The sequence below is a fragment of the Solibacillus isronensis genome (genome assembly GCF_023715405.1).
Classification (GTDB): Bacteria; Bacillota; Bacilli; order Bacillales_A; family Planococcaceae; genus Solibacillus; species Solibacillus isronensis_B.
On sequence record NZ_JAMBOC010000002.1, the window covers coordinates 232,332 to 252,248 of the forward strand.

General features: G+C 35.6%; 20 protein-coding genes and 1 pseudogene. 8 read left to right on the plus strand and 13 right to left on the minus strand.

Annotated features, from left to right (window positions below; all coding sequences use genetic code 11):
• Positions 1 to 32 precede the first annotated feature (32 nt).
• Positions 33 to 542 carry a DUF421 domain-containing protein gene (locus M3166_RS12925; protein ID WP_251690252.1) on the minus strand — a complete coding sequence of 170 codons (510 nt, stop codon included), beginning with the start codon at positions 540 to 542 and terminating at the stop codon, positions 33 to 35.
• A 301-nt stretch (positions 543 to 843) separates the two neighbouring features.
• On the opposite strand from M3166_RS12925, the gene uvsE reads away from it, so the two are divergent.
• Both uvsE and M3166_RS12935 read left to right on the plus strand, forming a co-directional pair.
• Entirely contained in the window at positions 844 to 1,809 is a 966-nt protein-coding gene (gene uvsE / locus M3166_RS12930) for a UV DNA damage repair endonuclease UvsE (RefSeq protein ID WP_251690253.1), read from the plus strand.
• A 220-nt stretch (positions 1,810 to 2,029) separates the two neighbouring features.
• Complete coding sequence (locus tag M3166_RS12935; RefSeq protein ID WP_251690254.1) at positions 2,030 to 2,884, plus strand: polysaccharide deacetylase family protein; 855 nt, start codon at positions 2,030 to 2,032, stop codon at positions 2,882 to 2,884.
• Positions 2,885 to 2,984: 100 nt separating this feature from the next.
• Here M3166_RS12935 and M3166_RS12940 read toward each other — a convergent pair whose 3' ends face one another.
• From M3166_RS12940 to M3166_RS12960, 5 genes are all read right to left on the minus strand, one after another.
• Complete coding sequence (locus tag M3166_RS12940) at positions 2,985 to 4,052, minus strand: NAD(P)-dependent alcohol dehydrogenase (RefSeq protein WP_251690255.1); 1,068 nt, start codon at positions 4,050 to 4,052, stop codon at positions 2,985 to 2,987.
• 358 nt (positions 4,053 to 4,410) lie between these two features.
• Positions 4,411 to 5,163: an SDR family NAD(P)-dependent oxidoreductase gene (locus M3166_RS12945; RefSeq protein WP_251690256.1), complete on the minus strand. Its 753-nt coding sequence runs from the start codon at positions 5,161 to 5,163 to the stop codon at positions 4,411 to 4,413.
• Positions 5,164 to 5,333: 170 nt separating this feature from the next.
• Positions 5,334 to 6,014: a hypothetical protein gene (locus M3166_RS12950; protein ID WP_251690257.1), complete on the minus strand. Its 681-nt coding sequence runs from the start codon at positions 6,012 to 6,014 to the stop codon at positions 5,334 to 5,336.
• A gap of 1 nt (position 6,015) precedes the next feature.
• The gene (locus M3166_RS12955) at positions 6,016 to 6,564 is read right to left on the minus strand and encodes a zf-HC2 domain-containing protein (protein ID WP_251690258.1); all 549 of its coding nucleotides are present in this window, start codon (positions 6,562 to 6,564) and stop codon (positions 6,016 to 6,018) included.
• Entirely contained in the window at positions 6,561 to 7,055 is a 495-nt protein-coding gene (locus M3166_RS12960; RefSeq protein WP_251690259.1) for an RNA polymerase sigma factor, read from the minus strand. Before M3166_RS12960 ends, M3166_RS12955 begins: the two co-directional genes overlap by 4 nt.
• A gap of 724 nt (positions 7,056 to 7,779) precedes the next feature.
• On the opposite strand from M3166_RS12960, the gene M3166_RS12965 reads away from it, so the two are divergent.
• Positions 7,780 to 8,610, plus strand: a complete 831-nt coding sequence (locus M3166_RS12965; protein WP_251690261.1) for a glycerophosphodiester phosphodiesterase — start codon at positions 7,780 to 7,782, stop codon at positions 8,608 to 8,610.
• 184 nt (positions 8,611 to 8,794) lie between these two features.
• Here the strand turns inward: M3166_RS12965 and M3166_RS12970 are convergent, their stop codons facing one another.
• Positions 8,795 to 9,787 carry an AbaSI family restriction endonuclease gene (locus M3166_RS12970; RefSeq protein WP_251690262.1) on the minus strand — a complete coding sequence of 331 codons (993 nt, stop codon included), beginning with the start codon at positions 9,785 to 9,787 and terminating at the stop codon, positions 8,795 to 8,797.
• 232 nt (positions 9,788 to 10,019) lie between these two features.
• Positions 10,020 to 10,473, minus strand: a pseudogene (locus M3166_RS12975) (hypothetical protein); the annotation flags it as partial.
• A 118-nt stretch (positions 10,474 to 10,591) separates the two neighbouring features.
• Here M3166_RS12975 and M3166_RS12980 point away from each other — a divergent pair.
• Positions 10,592 to 12,187, plus strand: a complete 1,596-nt coding sequence (locus M3166_RS12980; RefSeq protein ID WP_251690263.1) for a DUF4153 domain-containing protein — start codon at positions 10,592 to 10,594, stop codon at positions 12,185 to 12,187.
• A 163-nt stretch (positions 12,188 to 12,350) separates the two neighbouring features.
• On the opposite strand, the gene M3166_RS12985 is transcribed toward M3166_RS12980, so the two are convergent.
• A complete protein-coding gene (locus M3166_RS12985) occupies positions 12,351 to 13,388 on the minus strand; it encodes a zinc-binding dehydrogenase (RefSeq protein WP_251690264.1) in 1,038 nt (345 codons plus the stop codon).
• A 142-nt stretch (positions 13,389 to 13,530) separates the two neighbouring features.
• Between M3166_RS12985 and M3166_RS12990 the strand changes: the two genes are divergently transcribed.
• The gene (locus M3166_RS12990) at positions 13,531 to 14,202 is read left to right on the plus strand and encodes a helix-turn-helix domain-containing protein (RefSeq protein WP_251690265.1); all 672 of its coding nucleotides are present in this window, start codon (positions 13,531 to 13,533) and stop codon (positions 14,200 to 14,202) included.
• Between the two features lie 634 nt (positions 14,203 to 14,836).
• Here the strand turns inward: M3166_RS12990 and M3166_RS12995 are convergent.
• From M3166_RS12995 to M3166_RS13010, 4 genes are all read right to left on the minus strand, one after another.
• Positions 14,837 to 16,186 carry a reverse transcriptase domain-containing protein gene (locus tag M3166_RS12995; RefSeq protein ID WP_251690266.1) on the minus strand — a complete coding sequence of 450 codons (1,350 nt, stop codon included), beginning with the start codon at positions 16,184 to 16,186 and terminating at the stop codon, positions 14,837 to 14,839.
• Between the two features lie 877 nt (positions 16,187 to 17,063).
• Positions 17,064 to 17,360, minus strand: a complete 297-nt coding sequence (locus M3166_RS13000) for an HNH endonuclease (protein ID WP_251690267.1) — start codon at positions 17,358 to 17,360, stop codon at positions 17,064 to 17,066.
• Positions 17,361 to 17,383: 23 nt separating this feature from the next.
• The gene (locus M3166_RS13005; RefSeq protein WP_251690268.1) at positions 17,384 to 17,656 is read right to left on the minus strand and encodes a hypothetical protein; all 273 of its coding nucleotides are present in this window, start codon (positions 17,654 to 17,656) and stop codon (positions 17,384 to 17,386) included.
• Between the two features lie 24 nt (positions 17,657 to 17,680).
• On the minus strand, positions 17,681 to 18,055 hold the full coding sequence (locus tag M3166_RS13010) for a hypothetical protein (protein ID WP_251690269.1): 375 nt from the start codon (positions 18,053 to 18,055) through the stop codon (positions 17,681 to 17,683).
• A 223-nt stretch (positions 18,056 to 18,278) separates the two neighbouring features.
• On the opposite strand from M3166_RS13010, the gene M3166_RS13015 reads away from it, so the two are divergent.
• From M3166_RS13015 to M3166_RS13020, 3 genes are all read left to right on the plus strand, one after another.
• Positions 18,279 to 18,416: a hypothetical protein gene (locus tag M3166_RS13015; protein ID WP_251690270.1), complete on the plus strand. Its 138-nt coding sequence runs from the start codon at positions 18,279 to 18,281 to the stop codon at positions 18,414 to 18,416.
• A complete protein-coding gene (locus M3166_RS19515; protein ID WP_353056578.1) occupies positions 18,374 to 18,574 on the plus strand; it encodes a competence protein CoiA family protein in 201 nt (66 codons plus the stop codon). The genes M3166_RS13015 and M3166_RS19515 overlap by 43 nt, the downstream gene beginning before the upstream one ends.
• A 238-nt stretch (positions 18,575 to 18,812) precedes the next feature.
• A complete protein-coding gene (locus tag M3166_RS13020; protein ID WP_251690271.1) occupies positions 18,813 to 19,730 on the plus strand; it encodes a hypothetical protein in 918 nt (305 codons plus the stop codon).
• The last annotated feature ends 187 nt before the right edge of the window (positions 19,731 to 19,917 follow it).

The following is a 19,917-nucleotide window of genomic DNA, read 5'->3' on the forward strand; positions in this document are numbered from 1 at the left end:
ATTTTGGCACTCATTGAATTCCTGGAAACTCTTTAGCTTTCTCTAGTTAAACTTACATTAGCCAAGGTATTTCCCAGTTCTCCATTAATAACTGATAAGCTGCCATCGTTTTCAAGAACGATGGCTTTCACTTCCTTTAAGTCTCCAATTCCATCGTTTCGTACAGACTGGAGTATATCGCCCTCGCTAATTCTTTCCTTTTTCATCGTTTCTCTAAGAAAGGAACCGTTCAAATAGAGCAAGCTCGGCTCTGACTTAATGAGTTTATTGAATTTTTTCCACCGTACAGATGTGAAGGTCAATAAGAATTGCAATAAAATCAACAGGACAAATGCTAACAGTCCCTCTAGCAAGCTCACATCTTTACTCAATAAAATTGTAGAGAGTACAGAACCAATGGCTACTGTTACCACTAAATCGAAAGCATTTAATTGGGTTAATGACCGTTTCCCGGAAATCAGTAGAAAGAAGACTAGACCAACATAAGCAAGAATGCCAACCGTGATAATTCGAATAAAACTTTCCAATGTTATCGAGAACATGCTTCTAGCTCCTCTCTGTAATAATTAGCAACTTAAGTAGGCATTCATAAAAAGTAGGTTATAGATTCTTATTAAACATTCTCCTAACTACTTAAGTTGCTGAATCTACTTTTTATATACCCCACTCACCATACTTTTTAGCTAAAAATGCAAATTTGCCATTCCCTAAAAAAATTCGGTTAGCTGGAGTTAAAAGGAAATCGTCATCTGATTATAAAAAAATACGATTCATTTTCATTGGAATGCAGTATTGGATAATAAATTTATCTACAACCATGCATACTACAGATGAGGTGGATTAATGACGATTGTACGATTAGGATATGTTGCGATGAGTATGGAGCTGAAAAATGCTTCTCCCTCTCAAACGATGACGTTTACACAGTTTCAAAAAATTAAGGATCGGGAAGCGGCCATACGAAAATTAGAGCGGATTGCACTGAAAAATTTAGAAAATACATTTAGGTTATTAAAACATAATGTCTTTAATGAAATTCATTTCTATCGGTTAACCTCTCGATTGATTCCTCTAGCTAACCATGAAGAACTGCCTGATTGGAATTATATAAAACCCTTATTAGAGAAGTTAGCTGAAATTGGTGAGTATGCAACAAAACATAATATACGAATTGACTTTCATCCAGACCATTTTGTCGTTTTGAATTCACCTAAAACAGAAGTAGTCAAAAACTCTATAAAAACGTTAAAAATGCATTATTTATTGTTAAAGGGAATGAAAATAGATCCGACACACCGATGTGTTCTTCATGTTGGTGGGAACTATAAAGAAACCGAGAATTCCCTGGAGCAATTCGTTGATAATTGGATGGATGTTCCAAGAGCCATTCAAAAGATGATTATCCTTGAAAATGATGATACTTCTTTTACAGTTGATGATACGCTCTATTTGTGTGAAAAATTAGATATACCTCTTGTATTTGATTATCATCACCATCTCGCTCATCATTACAATGAAAAATGGAATGATAAGTGGGACCGAATTGTCGCTACTTGGAAGGATTCCTCGTTGCCAATAAAAATGCATATTTCAAGTCCTAAAAGCGAGAAAGAATTCCGCCATCATTCCGATTATGTGGACGTAGAAATGTTTTTCAGATTTTTAAATGAAATCAAAGGAACAGTACCGGAAATACATTGTATGATTGAGGCAAAAAAGAAAGATGAAGCGTTATTTCATTTGATGGAGGAAATAAAACTTCGTGAAGATGTAGAAATCATTGATGGTTCATCTTTTTATTTAAAGTGATTAGAACTGGCACTAAATATACAATAAGCCCCACCTCCGCTAGTGTTGGGGCTATTTGACGATTACCATCCTTTTCGCCGGACACCTGAGATTATGAATGAAAACGGATCAAACATTCACAATTACTTTGCTAAACAAATATGAGAAATATAAACACATTTAAGTTAGGATAGACCTAACTAAAAGGGGCATCAATATAAAAAAGAAAGGAGATGAATGGATGAAAGAACGAATAATCAAGTGGTTGTTGGTTACGGGGTTTGTATTTTGTTTTTCTATAACAGCTATCATGAGCGTTTATGCAGCAGATGGCGCAAGGCAATTGTTGAAAGCTGACTTACAGGAAAATGCGGAACAAGACTTATCTGACCTTAAAGCAGAAACGGAAAATTCCGAGCAGGATCCTGAGCAGCCTGTTGACCTAAGAATTTTACAACAACGGTATCCAGAAATATTTTTCATACAAGGTCCTACAGATCAAAAACGAATTGCTTTAACTTTTGATGATGGTCCTGATCCTCGATTTTCAAATGACGTATTAGATGTATTAAAACAGTACAATGTCCCAGCAACATTCTTCGTATTAGGTTCAAAAGCCGTCGCTAACCCTGAGATTGTCAAGCGAATGCAAAACGAGGGTCATGTAATCGGAAATCATACCTACGCCCACCCTAACCTTGTCGAGGAAGCTGACCTCGGAACGCTTGAGAGGGAAGTAACGAAAACGGAAGATGCCCTTAACGAAATTATTGGTTACCGGACAAAATTATTTAGACCACCTTATGGCTTCCTATACAATGAATTAGTCGAAAAGCTTGGGAACATGAACGATTACGTAATTGCCTGGGATGTTGATTCATTGGATTGGCAGGAAGATCCGCCAGAAATAATTGCATCGAGAGTAGTAGACAACATTCATCCAGGCGCGATTATTCTCATGCATGATGGTGCAGAATCGTCTGGGGATCGAACGAATACAATCTTATCACTGCAACAAATTATTCCAAAACTGCAAGAACAAGGATATGAATTTGTCACAGTTCCAGATTTGTTGAGTATTCCTTTTGAGAAATAAAACTGCATTTACCTGTATTACTATATGGGGTACTACTATCAAGTATATTAAAAAAATGATAGCACCTTTCAAACAACAATTGCTTGAAAGGTGCATTTTCTTACTTCATTTTTAAAACAGGCTTAATAACTGAACCATTTTCTGATTCTTCAAATGCCTTATTGATTTGTTCAAAATCATAAAATTTTACCATTCGATCAAATGGAAATTGTCCTTTTTTATAGTATGAAATCAATTCCGGGATAAATTTTTGTGGAATTGCATCACCTTGACTCGTTCCTACAATGCTGCCGCCTTTTAGTGCCAAGATTTCCAAAGGTATATTAAGGCTAAAATCAGTAACAACAGTAGCTATTTTTCCAAAAGCATCTAATGATAGGATTGCTTGTTCAACTACCATATCTACTCCAGTCGTATCAAGTACATGCTGAACACCCTTACCTGTAATTTCGTTGATTTTTTCCGCAACATTTACATTGCGACTATTAATAGTAGCTGTTGCACCTAACTCTTTCGCAAGTTCTAAGCGATTATCATGGAGATCAACTGCGATAATATTTTCGCAGCCCGCAATTTTAGCAGCCATTATTCCACTTAATCCAACGGCCCCAACACCAAATACCGCAACAGAACTACCTGCTTCAGGCTTAAGTACTTTTAAAACAGTACTAGCGCCTGTTTGTAACCCACAGCCTAAAGGAGCCGCCAATGCCAAGTCCATATCCTTGTCAATTTTCACGACATTCCTTTCATTGACGAGTGAGTATGTCGCGAATGAAGATTGTCCAAAGAATCTGGACACCAATGTATTCGTATCTTGATCAATATGACTATTTAAATTAAGTTCGGCATAATTTCTGCAATGTGCAGGGTGATTCGCTATACAATTATCGCATTCTCCGCAACTTGCAAATGAGACAACCACATGGTCTCCTTTTTGCAGTTCCGTTACTTCAGACCCCACCTCTTCAATAATTCCAGCGCCTTCATGACCAAGAACGGAGGGTGGATTGACCATACCCGTGTCTCTCCCGGAAACATCAGTATGGCAAATCCCAGATGCTACTACTTTTATGATTACTTCTTTTGTACCTATTTCAGGCAATTCAACATCACTGATTTCAAAAGGTTGTCCCGTTTTAGGAGTTACTGCAGCTTTTATTTTCATAATGATATTCTCTCCTTGTATTAAGAGCTTTTAATAGCAGTTCTCTTTTTACTATCTTAAAAGATACTTAAATATTTTGTTTCACAATGCCAAGTTTATGGGGGCATGTAGAAGGTTTTCAATCTCGGTTCATGTTTCTTCAAAAACGCGATTTAACCTTCTCTCTAACTCCGTTTCCCCACCGATATAAAAGTAAACTGTCATTAATTAGGGAGAAATCAATAAAAGAAACCTTTACCATATAATATTCTCGAGCAAAAAAAGACGCTTTCTTAAAAGAAAGCGCCTTCGCATGTTCTATAGAGGTATCAGGGAGTTATCCCTTTATCCGTTTGTTTTATTTAGTTAATGTACGATGTTAATGAAGCATAATCGAGCCGCCATCAACCATCAATGTTTGACCTGTTATATATTTAGAGTCTTCCGAAGCTAAAAAGACAGCAGCGCGTCCGATATCTTGTTCCGGATCACCGAATTTACCCATCGGAATACCTGCAAGTACACCTTCATAATATTCCGGCTGTGCTTTCGCCCATGCTTGTACACCCTCTGAATTAGCGATTGGTGAAATCAGGTTCGCTGTAACACCATCCGCACCAAATTCATTTGCTACAACACGCGTAATCCCGCGAATCGCTTCTTTCGCTGCGGCATAGGCAGCTTGTGTTTTATGCCCTTTTAACCCGGCACCTGAAGCAAAGTTAATAATATTGCCGCGTGTTTTCTTTAAATGTGGAATAGCCGCCTGCATTAAATACCATGTAGGATAGAAGCCTGTATCCATTGACAATGCCAAATGTTCTGGTGTTGTTTCAAGGAATGGTACCTGTTTAGAAGCATGTGCATTATTTACCAACACATCTAAACGGCCATATTTCTCGACAACCTGTTCCACGACATTTTTTAGTTGATCATGCTTAGTTAAATCAAATTCAATAAAGCTAGATTGTGGTGAGTGTTGCTGTAAATCCGCTAATACGTTTGCGCCTGCTTCCGGATTAAGATCAACTGCCACAACAATGGCGCCCTCTTTTACCATTGCACGCCCCATACCAGCGCCAATACCGCCAGCACCACCTGTAATGATCACTACCTTGTCTTTTAATTTCAATACAATTTCTCCTTCTCAGAAAAATCACAAACCTAACGTGATTGTTCCCAGTATCGTTAATAAATTTTTGTTACTAACAAATTAAATATACAACTGCATCATTTTAGAGGCAAATTATCAATCTAAGTTATTATGCCCTATCTGGACCAATGCTATTACAGAAATTCGCTTTAATCTAAATCATTCAATGTCAATTCCTGATCTGGAGTAAAGCTGGCATATTCATAAATTTCTTCTCCGTTTTCCACACTGCGATACCCTACCTCAGTCAGATAATAATTAATGGATTCATTATTCAGTAACTCCTGTATGGTCTTGCATTGTTGCAGCATTTGTTCTTTTGTCAAATCGCCTTTTTCAATCTCAAGCATTATGTGCATCGGCTTGGGTGTTTTTAGCTTCGGTGTCCATGCCTCGGCAACATTGTCGTATACACCCACATCAGTAGACACTGAATTAACTTGCGGTACTTCTCCTTGAAGAAGTGTTAAAATATACTGCTCTGCTTCTGCGCTCAGCTTGTTGGATACCTCTTTGTCTATGTTCGTTTCATGAATAGTATCACTAAAAACTTCATAAGGCTCCATACCAGAGACATAAAACGTATACGTCGTTTCAACTGCCAGCGAATCCTTTTTCACTACTTCAAACTCATACGTGACATCCGTCCAACCGTACCCTACCTGTTTTATCTCAAAGGCCATGTCTGGATAAGTTTGTTGTAAAAATGTTTCCAGGCTCTCCTTTGCTCTTTGTTTATGCACTGTATTTCCGCTCATTTGCATGTAAGCGAATACTAGGACACCAATTAATAAAACAGCAATCACGCTATATAGTATTTTCTTTTTCATATTAATTTTCCTCTCTTATTTTAAGAATGCAAAAGCCGATCGCAATGCCGATAAAAGTAAATATTAAATGGACAATCACGGCTGTGAGTGCGATGAAAAAAGCTTCCGAAGAACTGTTTGCATAAAATAATCCGAACCAGTCCGTCATATACAACAGACAGTTCCAAATGAAATTCGGTACCCCTGCAAGCAGAACGGCAATAAGAATTGAACGGTAAAACATATACGTAACTGCGCCCAATAAGGCATAGGTCAGGATAAATCCACTATTGTTATTCATCACGGTCGTCCCCATCGCCAATATAAAGGCAATCGCAACAAAGAAAATCTGTATCGTTGTCAGCTTCAGCGTGATTTTCCGAATCATTTTTTTAGAGCCACCACCCTGTTCTACTTCCACAGGTAGCGGAATTTGAGATTGTTCTGCAATCTGGCGGCATTCTTGGCAACTTTTCAAGTGTTCTTCGACAAATTGTTTTGTCCCTAGCTGAAGCAAATCTTCCTCATATAAAGGTAAAAGGTCTTGTATAATCGGACATTCCTTATTCATAAAGTCACCTCCATTAATTTTTGAATCTTTAATTTCAGCCGGTGAAATGTCACCCGCGCATAGTTCTCCGATTTACCAATTAAGACACCAATTTCTGCAAAGCTCAGTTCTCCGTATATACGCAGCAATACAATTTCCCTTGAGGCATCATCTAATTTTGAAATATGATGTAAAAGTGTTCTCGTGTCTTCATTGAGTTCTGCCAACTCTTCTATTGATTGCATTTCAGTTTCCGGAATCGCTGCGAGTTTTTGCATTAAGCTTTGCTGATACTTGTTTTTCCGGTAATATTTTTTTAACAAATTCCCCGCAATTGCGAATATCCATGTCGACAAGGTGGAATGTCCATTAAAGGAGCCAATGCTTTTACAGGCCTCATAAAAGGTATCGTGGCAAAGATCTTGAGCAGTCATCCGATTTCCTGTCTTGGATAAAAAAAACGCATAGAGTTTTGGATGAATTTGTTCATATTGTTCCTCTAGCTTGTTCATAACTGCCCTCACCTTCTTGTTGTTCGTAGTATTAATACCATGACCTTCTATTTCGTTACAGATTATTTTAAAAAATTTTTTTATTAGTGTTTCCGTAGATTTCTTAAGCCAGGCGCAGATATATTATGACTCCTGATTAGTATCGGAGTAAAAGCTCCCATGAACAGCAAAAAAAAGAGAACTTCGGTTCATTACCGAAATCCTCTATTCCAATTACTCTAAAAAAGGTACATGCTTTCAGGTTACGGAACCTCTAATACTAGCACTAGGTGAAGCTCTTCCTTGTGCTTTTAGCCAACTCCTCTTATGATAATCGATCTGAAATCGTCTTCACGGCATCCATGTAAACTTGTGACTCTTTCTCGTTGTTCATAACAACACCTCTTATAGCCCCTACTGTCTGAGATCTAAAATGATTCATAAAACATAGCTCAACATCATTAAGATCAATTTCATTCGCCCCCTATGAAAAGAGCGTAATCCTTACAACAGATAGCGCTCGCTCCTTGAAATACTAGAGTTCACCCGAGTGTAGTAGGTAAAATATAGCAGTAGAGAATACAATTCCATTACTATTCTATTACTAGTTTTGTAAATAATCGTAAGGAAAAAGAGCGAATTTCGTTAACATAATCTTTATTAAGCTATACATATATCTATATATTCTATTAACATCCCTTTTCTAAAATAAATATGAATCATATTTTAGATAGGAGATGGAGAAATGAGCAAAAAATTATTAGTGGGAACAGGTATGGCCTTATCGTTATTATTAAGCCCATTCAGTCAATCATTTGCAGAAGAACCAACAGTAGGTGAAAGAAAACAAGTGAGTAATGTAGCACACCGTGGTGCAACAGCTTATGCACCTGAAAATACGATTGCCGCTTTTGATCTAGCAGTTGATATGAAAGCCGATTATATTGAAATCGATGTTCAACGAAGTAAAGATGGTGAATTAGTATTGATTCATGATACAACGGTAGATCGTACAACAGATGGAACGGGAAAAGTTGGAGATTTAACATTTAAACAGCTTAGAAGTCTTGATGCAGGTAGTTGGAAAGGGGAACAATTTACAGGAGAACCAATCCCAACATTTGAAGAAGTTCTAGATCTTTACCGTGGAAAAGTTGGAATTTTAATAGAATTAAAGGCCCCAGAGCTTTACCCTGGTATTGAAGAACAAGTAGCAGCAGCATTAATAGAACGAAATCTCGATAAACCACAAAATGAAAAAATCATTATTCAATCTTTTAACTTTGAATCAATAAAAAAAATGGATCAGCTTCTTCCTCAAGTTCCAATCGGTGTATTAACTTCTAACCGAGCAGATACAACATTAGAAGCTTTACAGGAATTTTCAACTTATTCGGATTGGTTTAACCCAAGTTATGGAATTGTGACGGAAGAATTAGTGAATCAAGTTCACTCTCTTGGAATGCAAATTGGTTCATGGACGGTTCGTAGTCAAGAAGCAGCAGACTTCCTATTTGAAATGGGCGTTGACGCAATCATTTCTGATTATCCGGATTATGTAGATCCTAGAAACTAATATTCCTGTAAAATAGTTCAAGAAAAGGAGTAGTTGCTACTCCTTTTTTGTTTGGTTTTTTTGTTTGTTTTTAGATTAAATTTTATACAAATAAGACCGATTCCGCCCAATCTGCTACACTAATTTGGATACATACTATAAGGGCTAGTAGACTTAAAAATTTCAGAGGGCGCTTTAGAGGATTTTATATTAATTCGTATGTAATTTCCGCCTTCTTGTACTTCTCCTGAAAGCGATGAAGCTCTTCCTTGTCATAGAAAAATGCAATTTCCTGGTTATTGTAGATGGCTTTTGCCACTTTCTCAAACGGCTCTTGATTCCCTTCAAAATACGTCGGCATTATAGTTGATACACGCTCGTAGCAAACCTTCCCTAACTCCAGCGTTCGCTTCTGATTCACTTTGTACCACCCTTTAAATACATATTCAAACCCACCAAATTCACTTCGGACATGAGCAAATAACGCAATTTCTTGTCTTAGCTCATACAGTCGTTTCTTCATATAAGCTGTATTAAATTCTAAGTCGGTATGATACTCTGTGAAGAATTGTTCGTCCGCGTTTAGTTCATTATCCCAACTGGCATTCGGATAAAATTTTAACGTTTTAATATCGATGGCCTCCTGAAACTTATGTTTGGCCCCACTTCCTTGCAATCCTTTATACCCCGCTCCAAAACAGTTACAGCAATCTTTTACCGTTTTGAAGGCAATGTGCTCCGTTGCATCCATGTATCCTCTATGTACGTAAGTCATTGGATTATACTCCTGTTCAACATCCCATACCTTATAATCCATTGTTTCAAACCGTTGGCGAATATGTAAAACTACTGAGTCGATTCTTTCATTCATTTCCTGCAAATCATTGATAACTTTTATACGAATGATCTCACATTCAATCGCTTGTACGATATCGTGTTGACGCATAGAATCACTCAGTACCATTTCTTCTGTTAAATGATAGGGCTCATCAATTTCAATAATCATATTGATTTGTGGAAAATAGATATCTGCTAGCGCGTAGGTTTTTGTTTTTACGTCCCGGACGATATATTGCTGAGTAATCATTTTCACTTCCGTATTATTCAGCAAATGCCAAATCCGTGATACCACATAGTTTTCGTCATTCTTCTTATTTGTTTTGGATAATTGTTTTTTAATAAAGTTGTATTTTTTCATTGATAACTCCATTTTTCGTGTCATTATAAGAAATATACACGATTTGTTACAATATGGGAAACTGCCTCTATAAGCTAAAATACTGTTGCATCACTGGTGTAACTTCTCTGTATAAATTACTGCATAAATATTATTCAATCAGAAAAGCTCTAAACGCTGATATCACAGCAATTAGAGCTTTTTATAATGTGTATATATTAATCTATGGCATTTGGTTATAACTAACTAAAGTCTAGGACACTTCCCTATTCGAAAGTTGTTTAAAAGGAGGTATAGTTTCCGTTTGTTTCAACTTTTTTCGTCGAATCCATGCAACAATCACGATAAGAATTAAAGCAAACCCTAAATAGCCCATCGTTGAGTAAACTTTCCCTACTAAACTTGTGTGGTGCAAAGAAACGTACGGTATAGGCATAGAACATACCGACTGCCGTATTGTACATCATTCCTAAGAGTGCGATTGACATAAGAACACCTACCGCTAGATGAATTTGATTGGCCAGCTCTAATGTTGGCATATCTACCCCTGCCACCACGTCGATTTTTACGAACATCGCGACATTAATCAGAATAATTAATAGACCTAGCATAATCCCGCAAAAAATACCGCCGCGCCCTGCTACTTTACTATCTTTTTCTGTGCCACCCATGACGATTAACAGCGCAGCACCCGCAGCGATATTATAAGGAGTTTTCTGAAAGTTCTAATTAATAAATCTATTCATTTGTCGATTCAATGAAAATGATTAGCTTGAGCATCTAAAATAAAAGCATATAATGAAGACATAAAGGGGGGTATCTTTGATGAGGTTTAATCGAATCTTTCAACAATTTGCAGCAATAACCGAGGCAATCAAAGCATTTCCACTAGCTACTGTGCTCTTAGTCGTCTTATTCTTCGTGAATGTAGCAGAAATTAGCGGTACTGTGGCAAATTACGAAAAATGGCTGGCAACGCTTGTTGTTGCTGTATTTGCTGCTTCTGTAGCTGACTTATTTGCCAAACATGTCATAACGTATAGCATCGCAATTTTTTTTACAGGGCTTTTCTTCTGGATTAGCAGCTCCAATGATCTTGTATTAGCGATCCAAACAGGCGTTGTTGTCAGTGCGCTCATGATGGGCTTTATATGGCGCGGAGAGGAAAACTTCAGTGCACGGTTTTTCCATATTTTTAAAAGCGTACTCATCACAGCCTTCTTCTCCATCGTCATCTTTGTAGGATTAATGCTCATCTATGCAGCGATCAATTATTTACTGTTTTCGGTCAATTCACATATCATCGAGTATATCGCGGCGATTGTATTTGGATTGTTCATGCCATTATTCTTCCTGTCCCTGACAATGAAGGAAGAGGAACGCGCTCCTATTCTCGAGGTGTTGCTTTCATACGTAATCGTACCGCTGACAATGGTGTATGCTGTCATTTTAGTAATTTATATCGCACTGCATTTCACCGACTGGTCGGAAAATTTACTCGAACCATTATTAGTGTATTTCGCGACAACGGTACTCATCGTGTACTTTTTAAGCTACCAGATTAATAATGTATTAACGAAATGGTTCCGTCTCATTTTCCCGAAAGTATTACTTGTCATTGTGCTTTATCAGCTCGTTGTCTCTATCATGAAAATTGGAGAGACCGGCATGACACATGGCCGATATTTTGTTATTTTATTCGGATTATTTGCCATCATTATCGCACTAATTCTGACATTCATGCCAAAAAAGCAATGGCTTGTTGCACCGATTTTCATCGGGTTTAGTTTACTTTCTGTCATCCCACCTGTTGATGCCTTTACGATCAGTAAAAACAATCAGGAAAATCTGCTGCAGGAGCGGTTACAATCGCTCAATATGTACAATGGAGAAGTTCAGCCGAATCCGGAAATTTCTAATGAGGATAAACAATTCATTACGGAGAAATTTGATTATTTGCAGCGGTTGGATTATGACATTGCGTGGCTACCAAATAAACCGTTCGATAAAATCTTTGGTTTTTCGCAACAATATAAAGATTACACGAATGAAGTGTATTATACGACGAACTTAGATTGGGATGAACAGGTTATTACTGCGATTGATCATTACGATTATTTTGTGCAAGTATCCGCTTCACAAAATTCAATGCACCGACGCTTTGAATTAGCAAACAATATGCAGCTCCGTTTACAAAAAGACCAGCTCGTGTTAGAGAAAGACGAGCAAGAGCTTTTAGCATGGCCGTTGGAGGAACTAGACACCCTCTTTACAGGTGATCACAGCGAGTTAACTTTAGAAGATGCTACAATCACCACAGAAAACGACCGCGCGAAGCTTAAAATCATCGTTCAAAATGCTCAATCCTATGGCAATCAACGCTATGCGGAGTTGTATGTTTTTGTGCAGGTGAAGGAATAAGGAAGCGAAATTATTCATTATAAAAACGGTGGTAGCTAAAGGATTTCCCTTCAGCCGCCACCGTTTTTTAGTATTGTATGTTATTTGTAGCTCTTAGTTATTTATTGCCTAATTGTATTAGGTCAAAATTACAGGTTTTACGCCTCGTACTTTTGCCTTATCGTTATTTCGTGAAATCTGTTACGACATAAGTGCCTTTTGTTTCGAAACGGGACATTTTGTCGAAGATTGTTGGTACTTCTGATAGTGAGATTTCGGCTGTTACCATTTTACCAGGTTGTAAACGCCCTTGCTCAACTAAGCTTAGGAGGCGAGGAAAACCACTGATTGGCATACCTAAAGTACCAATGAATTGCGCTTCCTTCATAACGATCAAGTCTGTTGGAATTACCATTGTACCGCTGCCATCAGCGCGTACTACACCGATTTGAAGGTGTTTCCCCTTTTTCTTCAACGCTTGTAATGAGTTTACAGCAGTTGTTTGGTTACCTAATGCATCAACAGAAATATCTACGCCTCCACCTGTTAAATCTGCAATTTGTTCGATTAAGTTTTCTTCTTTTCCGTTGATTACATACTTTGCTCCCATTTGACGGGCAAGCTCAAGGTTATCTTCGTTAATATCAACGGCGATTACTGTTGCACCAACGTTCGAAGCGATATTGATAGCACTTAAGCCAATCCCGCCGCACCCAAATACGGCTACTTTATCGCCTGTTTTTACCTCAGCGCGGTCGATCATACCGTGGAAAGCAGTCATCATACGGCATCCTAATGCAGCGCCGTCTAAGAACGAAATCGCATCTGGTAAGTGTAATAAGTTACGATCACCGAACGGGATACTTAAATATTCTGCATAGCCACCATTGAAAGTAGCTCCTGGAACTAGGAAGCTATCGCATAGATTCGTATTTCCTTCTAAGCAATGTGGGCAAGTGCCGTCACTACCTGAAAATGGAACTAACACGCGTTCGCCAGGTTTGAAGTTTTTAACATTTTCACCCACTTCTTCTACAACACCTGTCATTTCGTGTCCACAAATTTCTGTATTTGGGGCATTTTCGCTATACCACATACTGTAGTCACTACGGCATACCCCATTTGCCATGACTTTGACAATAATGCCGTTTTCATCGATTGTTGGATCTGCGTAATTCGTGAAATCCGAAACTTTATTACCTTTAAATACTAAAGCTTTCAATCTCTTCACCCCTTCAGTTTTATTATATTTATTATAGTATTTTAGTAGTACTCAGAATTGTTCTAAAATGGATAAAAATGTTATATTATTAGGTAATTAAGCGTTTACAATTATCTTTTTAAATAAAAGGCGGTGCTAATTATTGAAGGTAGATGTTATTGAAAAATTAATATATGAAAACAGTGCGCAAAAGGTTAGTGACCTACTAGTTCAATTAGTTACAAAGCATCAATGTAGTTTTGCGGAAGTTTACCGTTATTCCCATTTCGATAATTTAGTAGAGGTCTTTCTAGAAATTAATACAGAAAAGAAAATTACGAAGCCGCTTGATCGAATTGATTCATTAATCAGCATGCCGTTATTATATATAGGAGTAAAAGAGTGTCAGCCCTTATTTGTGAATGAACGAATGCTTGCAACGAGCATTCCACCAAAATACAAGCTACCCTCTTCTACAAAATGTGTGGCAGTATTACCAATCCATAAGCGACAAGTGTTGGTCGGAATGATTTCGGTGCATTTTGATGCTGAGCTGTCCGAACAGCAGCAAATCGATTTAATCCGATTTGTTGATTATATGAGTGATCAAATTGTTGGGCAACATAAAGTCGGGCAACTACAGGGCAAGTTTACTGGAAAGGAACTAGAGACACTCCATTTTATTGCAGAAGGCTGGACAACCCTTGAGATTGCCGAGTATATGAAGGTTAGTGAGGCGACAGTGAAGCATTATATTAAAACGTTCATGCGCAAATCGAACACTTACAATCGTGCACATGCGGTCGGCTACTATATGAAGCATTTTTATTGTTAAGCATAATCGGATTATTCAGTTACAGACACATGCATGAATATTGCAATAAAAAGCCTTGTCAGGGATGGTGAAATCCTTTTCTGATAAGGCTTGACACGAAACTCATTGCTATATAAATCTTCGTTATATTTATAGGTAGGTGGTGTTATTAAGGTACTTATTACAAAACCATTTCGCCTTTTTTTAACAGAGTCGATGTAATGCTTTCCAGAAATCCACTTTTATTTTTCCAGAGATCATTCTTCTATATTTTGATGCAAAAATGATGAGTTACTTACAACTCCAGATTGTGTGTGCTTAAATTTTATTATCTATTTTTGGAGCTACTTTCGTACATAATCGGTTGACCAGTCCTATTTTTTGTACGCCTGGAGTATTTTTTTGTAGCTAAACTCCTGCAAAATAGGGGGCATTCCGTTTCTAAAGAAGAATAAAGCATAACTTTTCCATTTGGAAAAGTTATGCTTTATTTCAACATTTGTTTTTCTATATGTTTTTGTATCCTTTTAATACTTATTTTTAATTTTAATCATGGGCTTATGAATATTGACTTTGATAAATTTGGGAATTTACTTCTCCATAGCTCATATATATTTTTTTAAATAGCTTCACAATATGAAACCTCAATATTAACTTATTGAACCTTTGTATGAATATTTATTCCTAAGCGCCGTTCGATTTTTTTCTTTCGATTTTTTATCTGTAGAATCATTATATTCTTTGTATGAGGCGATATCTCATCAAATTTTTCTTGAGCACGTTTGGCATAAGTGATGAAATTCCCGAATTCTCCTCTATTAATACCTAGATCAGTATACAAACTGTAAATTTTCTTTCTATATGGCAATTTCTCTAAAGATTTTTTATCTTTTACTTTCTTGGCACTATCTATCATTTGGTACGCTTTACGATAAAATTTATAAGGACTTTTCCCTCTCATTTTCACCGAATTTCCATCAAAAACAAATCCAAGATAATCTATATGACCTGTTTTTGGATCATTTAAATTTTTAATCTTAGAGTCACTGTATATGAATAATCCAGTCTTCTCTTCTTGAACTTCAATTTTATTCTTTGAAGCTAGATTTCTTACTTCTACTTCTATTTTTTTTAAACAATCAAATGAATTCAACTGCTCTTTCTTCATTGGAATTACTAAAATAAAGTCATCTGAATATCTTCTATACAAACCTGAATATCGATCAGCTAACTGCTTCATTTCTAAATCAAATTCTATAGAATATAAGTTTGCAAAAACTGCACTAATCGCTGTCCCTTGAGGAATTCCATATTTGTTTTCATTTTTATTTGCTGGATTTTCACGTTGAAATGTCCTAAAATCTTTTAACTCATTAAAGTAACTTCTCTTACCCGTACTTTTAATTTGCTTATCAGTACCGAATTTCTCTGTTAAAAAGTTTTTTTCATAATAGCCGTATTTAGTAATGGATTTATAGACATTAAACCAATCATTACTCAGTTTCTCCGCTTCTAACACTCTTATTAAGTTTTTCTTTAATAACTTATGATCAATTTTATCGAAAAAACTAGTAAAATCCCCCACTAAAATATAGGCTTCCTTTAAATTGACTATATTACTTATAATTTCAGCAGCAAAATCAATATTAGATTTTCCATCCTTTTTATTTCGATATGCCGTTACACATTCATCAATTCCAAAATGTAAACACCAATTATTGTATTTAGTATTTAAAATTTCATCTGCATAATATTTGTAAATATAATTATCAAGATGACCTGAATACATAATGTTACGATCTTTCCTCTTAATTGGTCGATATTTCATTTCGGGATTTTTTGTTCCTATATTCTTATTAAAGGATGAAACATAGTGAATAAATGGTAAAAAGCTATGCTTTCCAATTTTATTAGAATTAGTTACATAGCTTTCAACATTTTCGATTTTTACTCTTTTATCAAAATGTAAATACCTTTTAGTTTTATATTTTTCAGGATTAAGCATTCCTACACCTCTTTTTTTGGAGCGGAAGGGACAGCAGATCTGGTATCTGTCTATCGTCCCTTCTGCAGCGCAAAGTCATAGTACTACAATATTGACCATTTTTAGATGTAGCACACCAGAATGAGATTCAACTTATCTGTTACAATGAGATTAATTGCAAAGTTAGTAGCCAGGAAGGTGATATAATGGAAATCTTTGTTCCACTGTTTCTTATTCTGCTTGATTCGTTCTTTAGCTTACTACTTGAATGTTTCAAACATTGTATACTGCTAGCGTATTAATAGCAGGCATTTTTATTATATCATTTCCCTCACAGGAATTTCCAATAAAAATTCGGAATATTCTATTCTCCCAAGTTATTTTTCAGTTTATTCTTTCCTCCTCTTAAATATCCAATCAATAAACACGTATTAATATAAAAGATTATTATTCTATACCCATTAAAAATTATCAGTTCGTATCAGAAGCTGCAATTACATTTTTCCAATTGTTTTTGTTATACTAATTTTCATTTACCAATTTATCTTTTAAACAATTACAACATTGCTTGATTTCTCTTTTTATAAAGCCTTGTACTTGTAGTTTATTACATATTTGGTTAACTTGCTGTCTCGGTTTAATATTCAATACCGACGATAGACAATCATCACAATATAAATCCTTTGTGCTATTAATGAAATTTTGAATTATTTTTATATTAGACATAAACCCTATATTCCCTTCCCTATACGAAGTAGGTGTAGGGAATTTCCCATCACCTCTACAGTAAAGTTAACTTAAATATCCAATTTTGTAATACCTGCTATTCAATGCAGATGGGACTAATTAATTTATGGCGAACTACTTTTATCACGGAACACTTAACGGTTTTTTTACTTCAATGGCTATCTAAAATACGTTCCCTTAATTGTTCTATCGATAAATATACACCCTTTTCTTTGTGATGAAGCATTGAATTGCAATTTGGGCAAACAGGTATTAAATCTTTTATTGGATCTACGATATAGCCCTGTTGTATTTGATGAAGTGTCTTTATGTGATGTACATGAATAAAATCTTTCCCTACTTCTCCGTAGGTTTTCTCAAAATCCAAATTACAAACTTGACATTGTATCCCATAATAATCGATACATTGTTTGCGAGCAAAAGGATTGCGTTCATAAACATTCACCATAACACTTTTACGCTTTCCTTCTTCTAATGTTTCAGGAACTTCATCAGGATAAAACCATCCGTTAAGTCCCTATCAAAGAATGGCATAATATAAACACGCAATACACCCGTTAATTTCATCAATCCTTGAATATCCCCCTTCAAACCTTGCTCACGTAAATGTGCTAGAGACAGTTCTGGATTATCAACTTCATCAACTAAGCGTATACGTGTCCAATCCCACTCATTGGATTGCTCAAATTTCTGTTCATCCATCCAAAACGTTTTATTATATGTAAAATCTTTAGTACGTACCAACCCTTCTATAACTTCTCTTGAAACTTATATGTATAAAATATCGCCATTTTCATAATTATAAGATCGTTTCCAGTCTAATGTATCATATCGGGTAAACGCACTCTCTATGTCATATTCATTCGGATTTGCTGGGACTAACCAAATTCTATGCGCATTTTTATGATCTCTTTCTTCGAGTTCTTTTCGACGATTTGCCGCTATTTCGTCAGGTGAAACAAATCGATATTCATCTTCTCCAACAAAGAATGGAATGTCATAAACATAGCATCGTTCAATTGGATCATAACATTTATATTTAGTTGTATTTAGATGTTCTGCAAGAAACCTTGCAACTTCTTGAATATTTGTTGCCTTAAATAAGAATGAATTATTTTTAATTATACTTATTGGACTTACCACACTATTACCTCCACCTCATATAAACACCATAATTTTACACTATTTAGGTACACTTAGTTAAAAAGTTTAAAAATTTTATAAACAATTCTCTTTATTATCCTGTTCAATCATCACAATCTTTTCTATACTGATGTAAATATATGTAATTATTGTTACTATATCAAATTCCAAGTAGTATCCTGCTAACTTGTAAAATAAATGCCTTACTAAAAGAGGTGAGAAAATGTTCGTAGCAATTGATCAAAACAGAGAAAAACAATTTGCTTTTAATGATGATAAGACCCTCTTAAAGTCGTTATCAGCTAAAAAAGAACTTTATTGTCCCCACTGCCAAAAAAGGGTTTTCTTTCGCGGGGGCTAAAGCGTATACATCACTTTTATCATGAGGCTCATGTTGATTGTAGCTTTGTTGGAGAGCCAGAAACACAAGAACATCGGGCAGGAGGACTTTCTATTCAAAATCGTGTAACGAGTGAACACATACCTGTCTATATATTTCATAGCTGCTTTACCGTATAGTAAAACAATGTATGTGGAGGCATTTTTAGATATGAAATCAGCGATCTGGTTAACAGCATATATTCAAAATTGCGATACCAACAATTGTTTTTTACACCACAATCTAATTTTCAGGTCTCACTTTCAATAGCCTGTAGTTCATTTTATTTTTTTCGAATACCTATCAACAAATCCCACATAACATTACCCAAAAAAAGATATTCATGGTAAAATTAGCATAAAAAATTGGAGGTATCTTATGAAAAAAGGATTATTAGTATTACTAAGTTTTATAATTGTATTTCCACTATTTCTTGGATTTTTTGCAGATGATGTGGAAGCAAAGAAAACTTATGTTAAAGGATACTATCGTAAAGATGGTACTTATGTGAAATCTCACTATCGAAATTCAGGTGGCTCAAGTAGCTCAAGTTCTAGTAGTTCTTCAAGCTATAATTCCAATTATTACTTCAACAATAACAATTCAACTTCAAAGTACTCTACAAAAAACATAGTGAACTTATACAAAGGACACAATCTCATTGGGTACGAACAAATTAATGAGCTAGTATATGTTAAAGGATATTATCGTAAAGACGGTACATATGTGCGTCCACACTTTAAAACTTCACCTAATAAATTTATTCGAGATAATTTTAGCTTTTTAGGTTTATCTACATTACTTCCTTTAGAGGAAAAATATACATCATACAAATATGACAGTAACGATACAATCGCTTCCACAGAACATTATTTATATACTAGTACAATCGATAGCAATATCACCTCTTATAGACTGAAATATTTAAAAGACTATGCAGTTAGCCTAAATAATAATACTCCTAAATACACGAAAGAGTTATATGGTGAATTTTTCTATGAAATTGCAGTGGGTTACGATAGTAATATTGCAAAAGCGCTCATTAAATTTGACTTAATAGGAATTTTAGATTTTGAAATGTACCTATATCAAATACTAACTTCAATGGGAATAAAAGACTTATCTTACAGTCAAAAGAATTATCTTGAAGAGTATGCAACGCTGTTAAATACTCAAGCAACTAAGAATGATTTAATTGAAGCTGGAAAAGTATTTTATAACAGTATAGGTCTTGAAGAAGAAGAAATTATAGAACAGATTGAACTTGATATATTACAAAATTTCACTTTAATATAACTAACTATATATCACGCTCTCACACTACTAATGTGTTGAGAGCTATTTTTGTTTAATATAACTACAAGCCATACAAACATCTCGTTACTCATATCGAAAATTCTACATCTAGCTCCCTAAGAACTTTTAATTAATCCAAATAAACTACATAATTGCTTTCATGCCATTGCCCTAAGCTCTATAACAA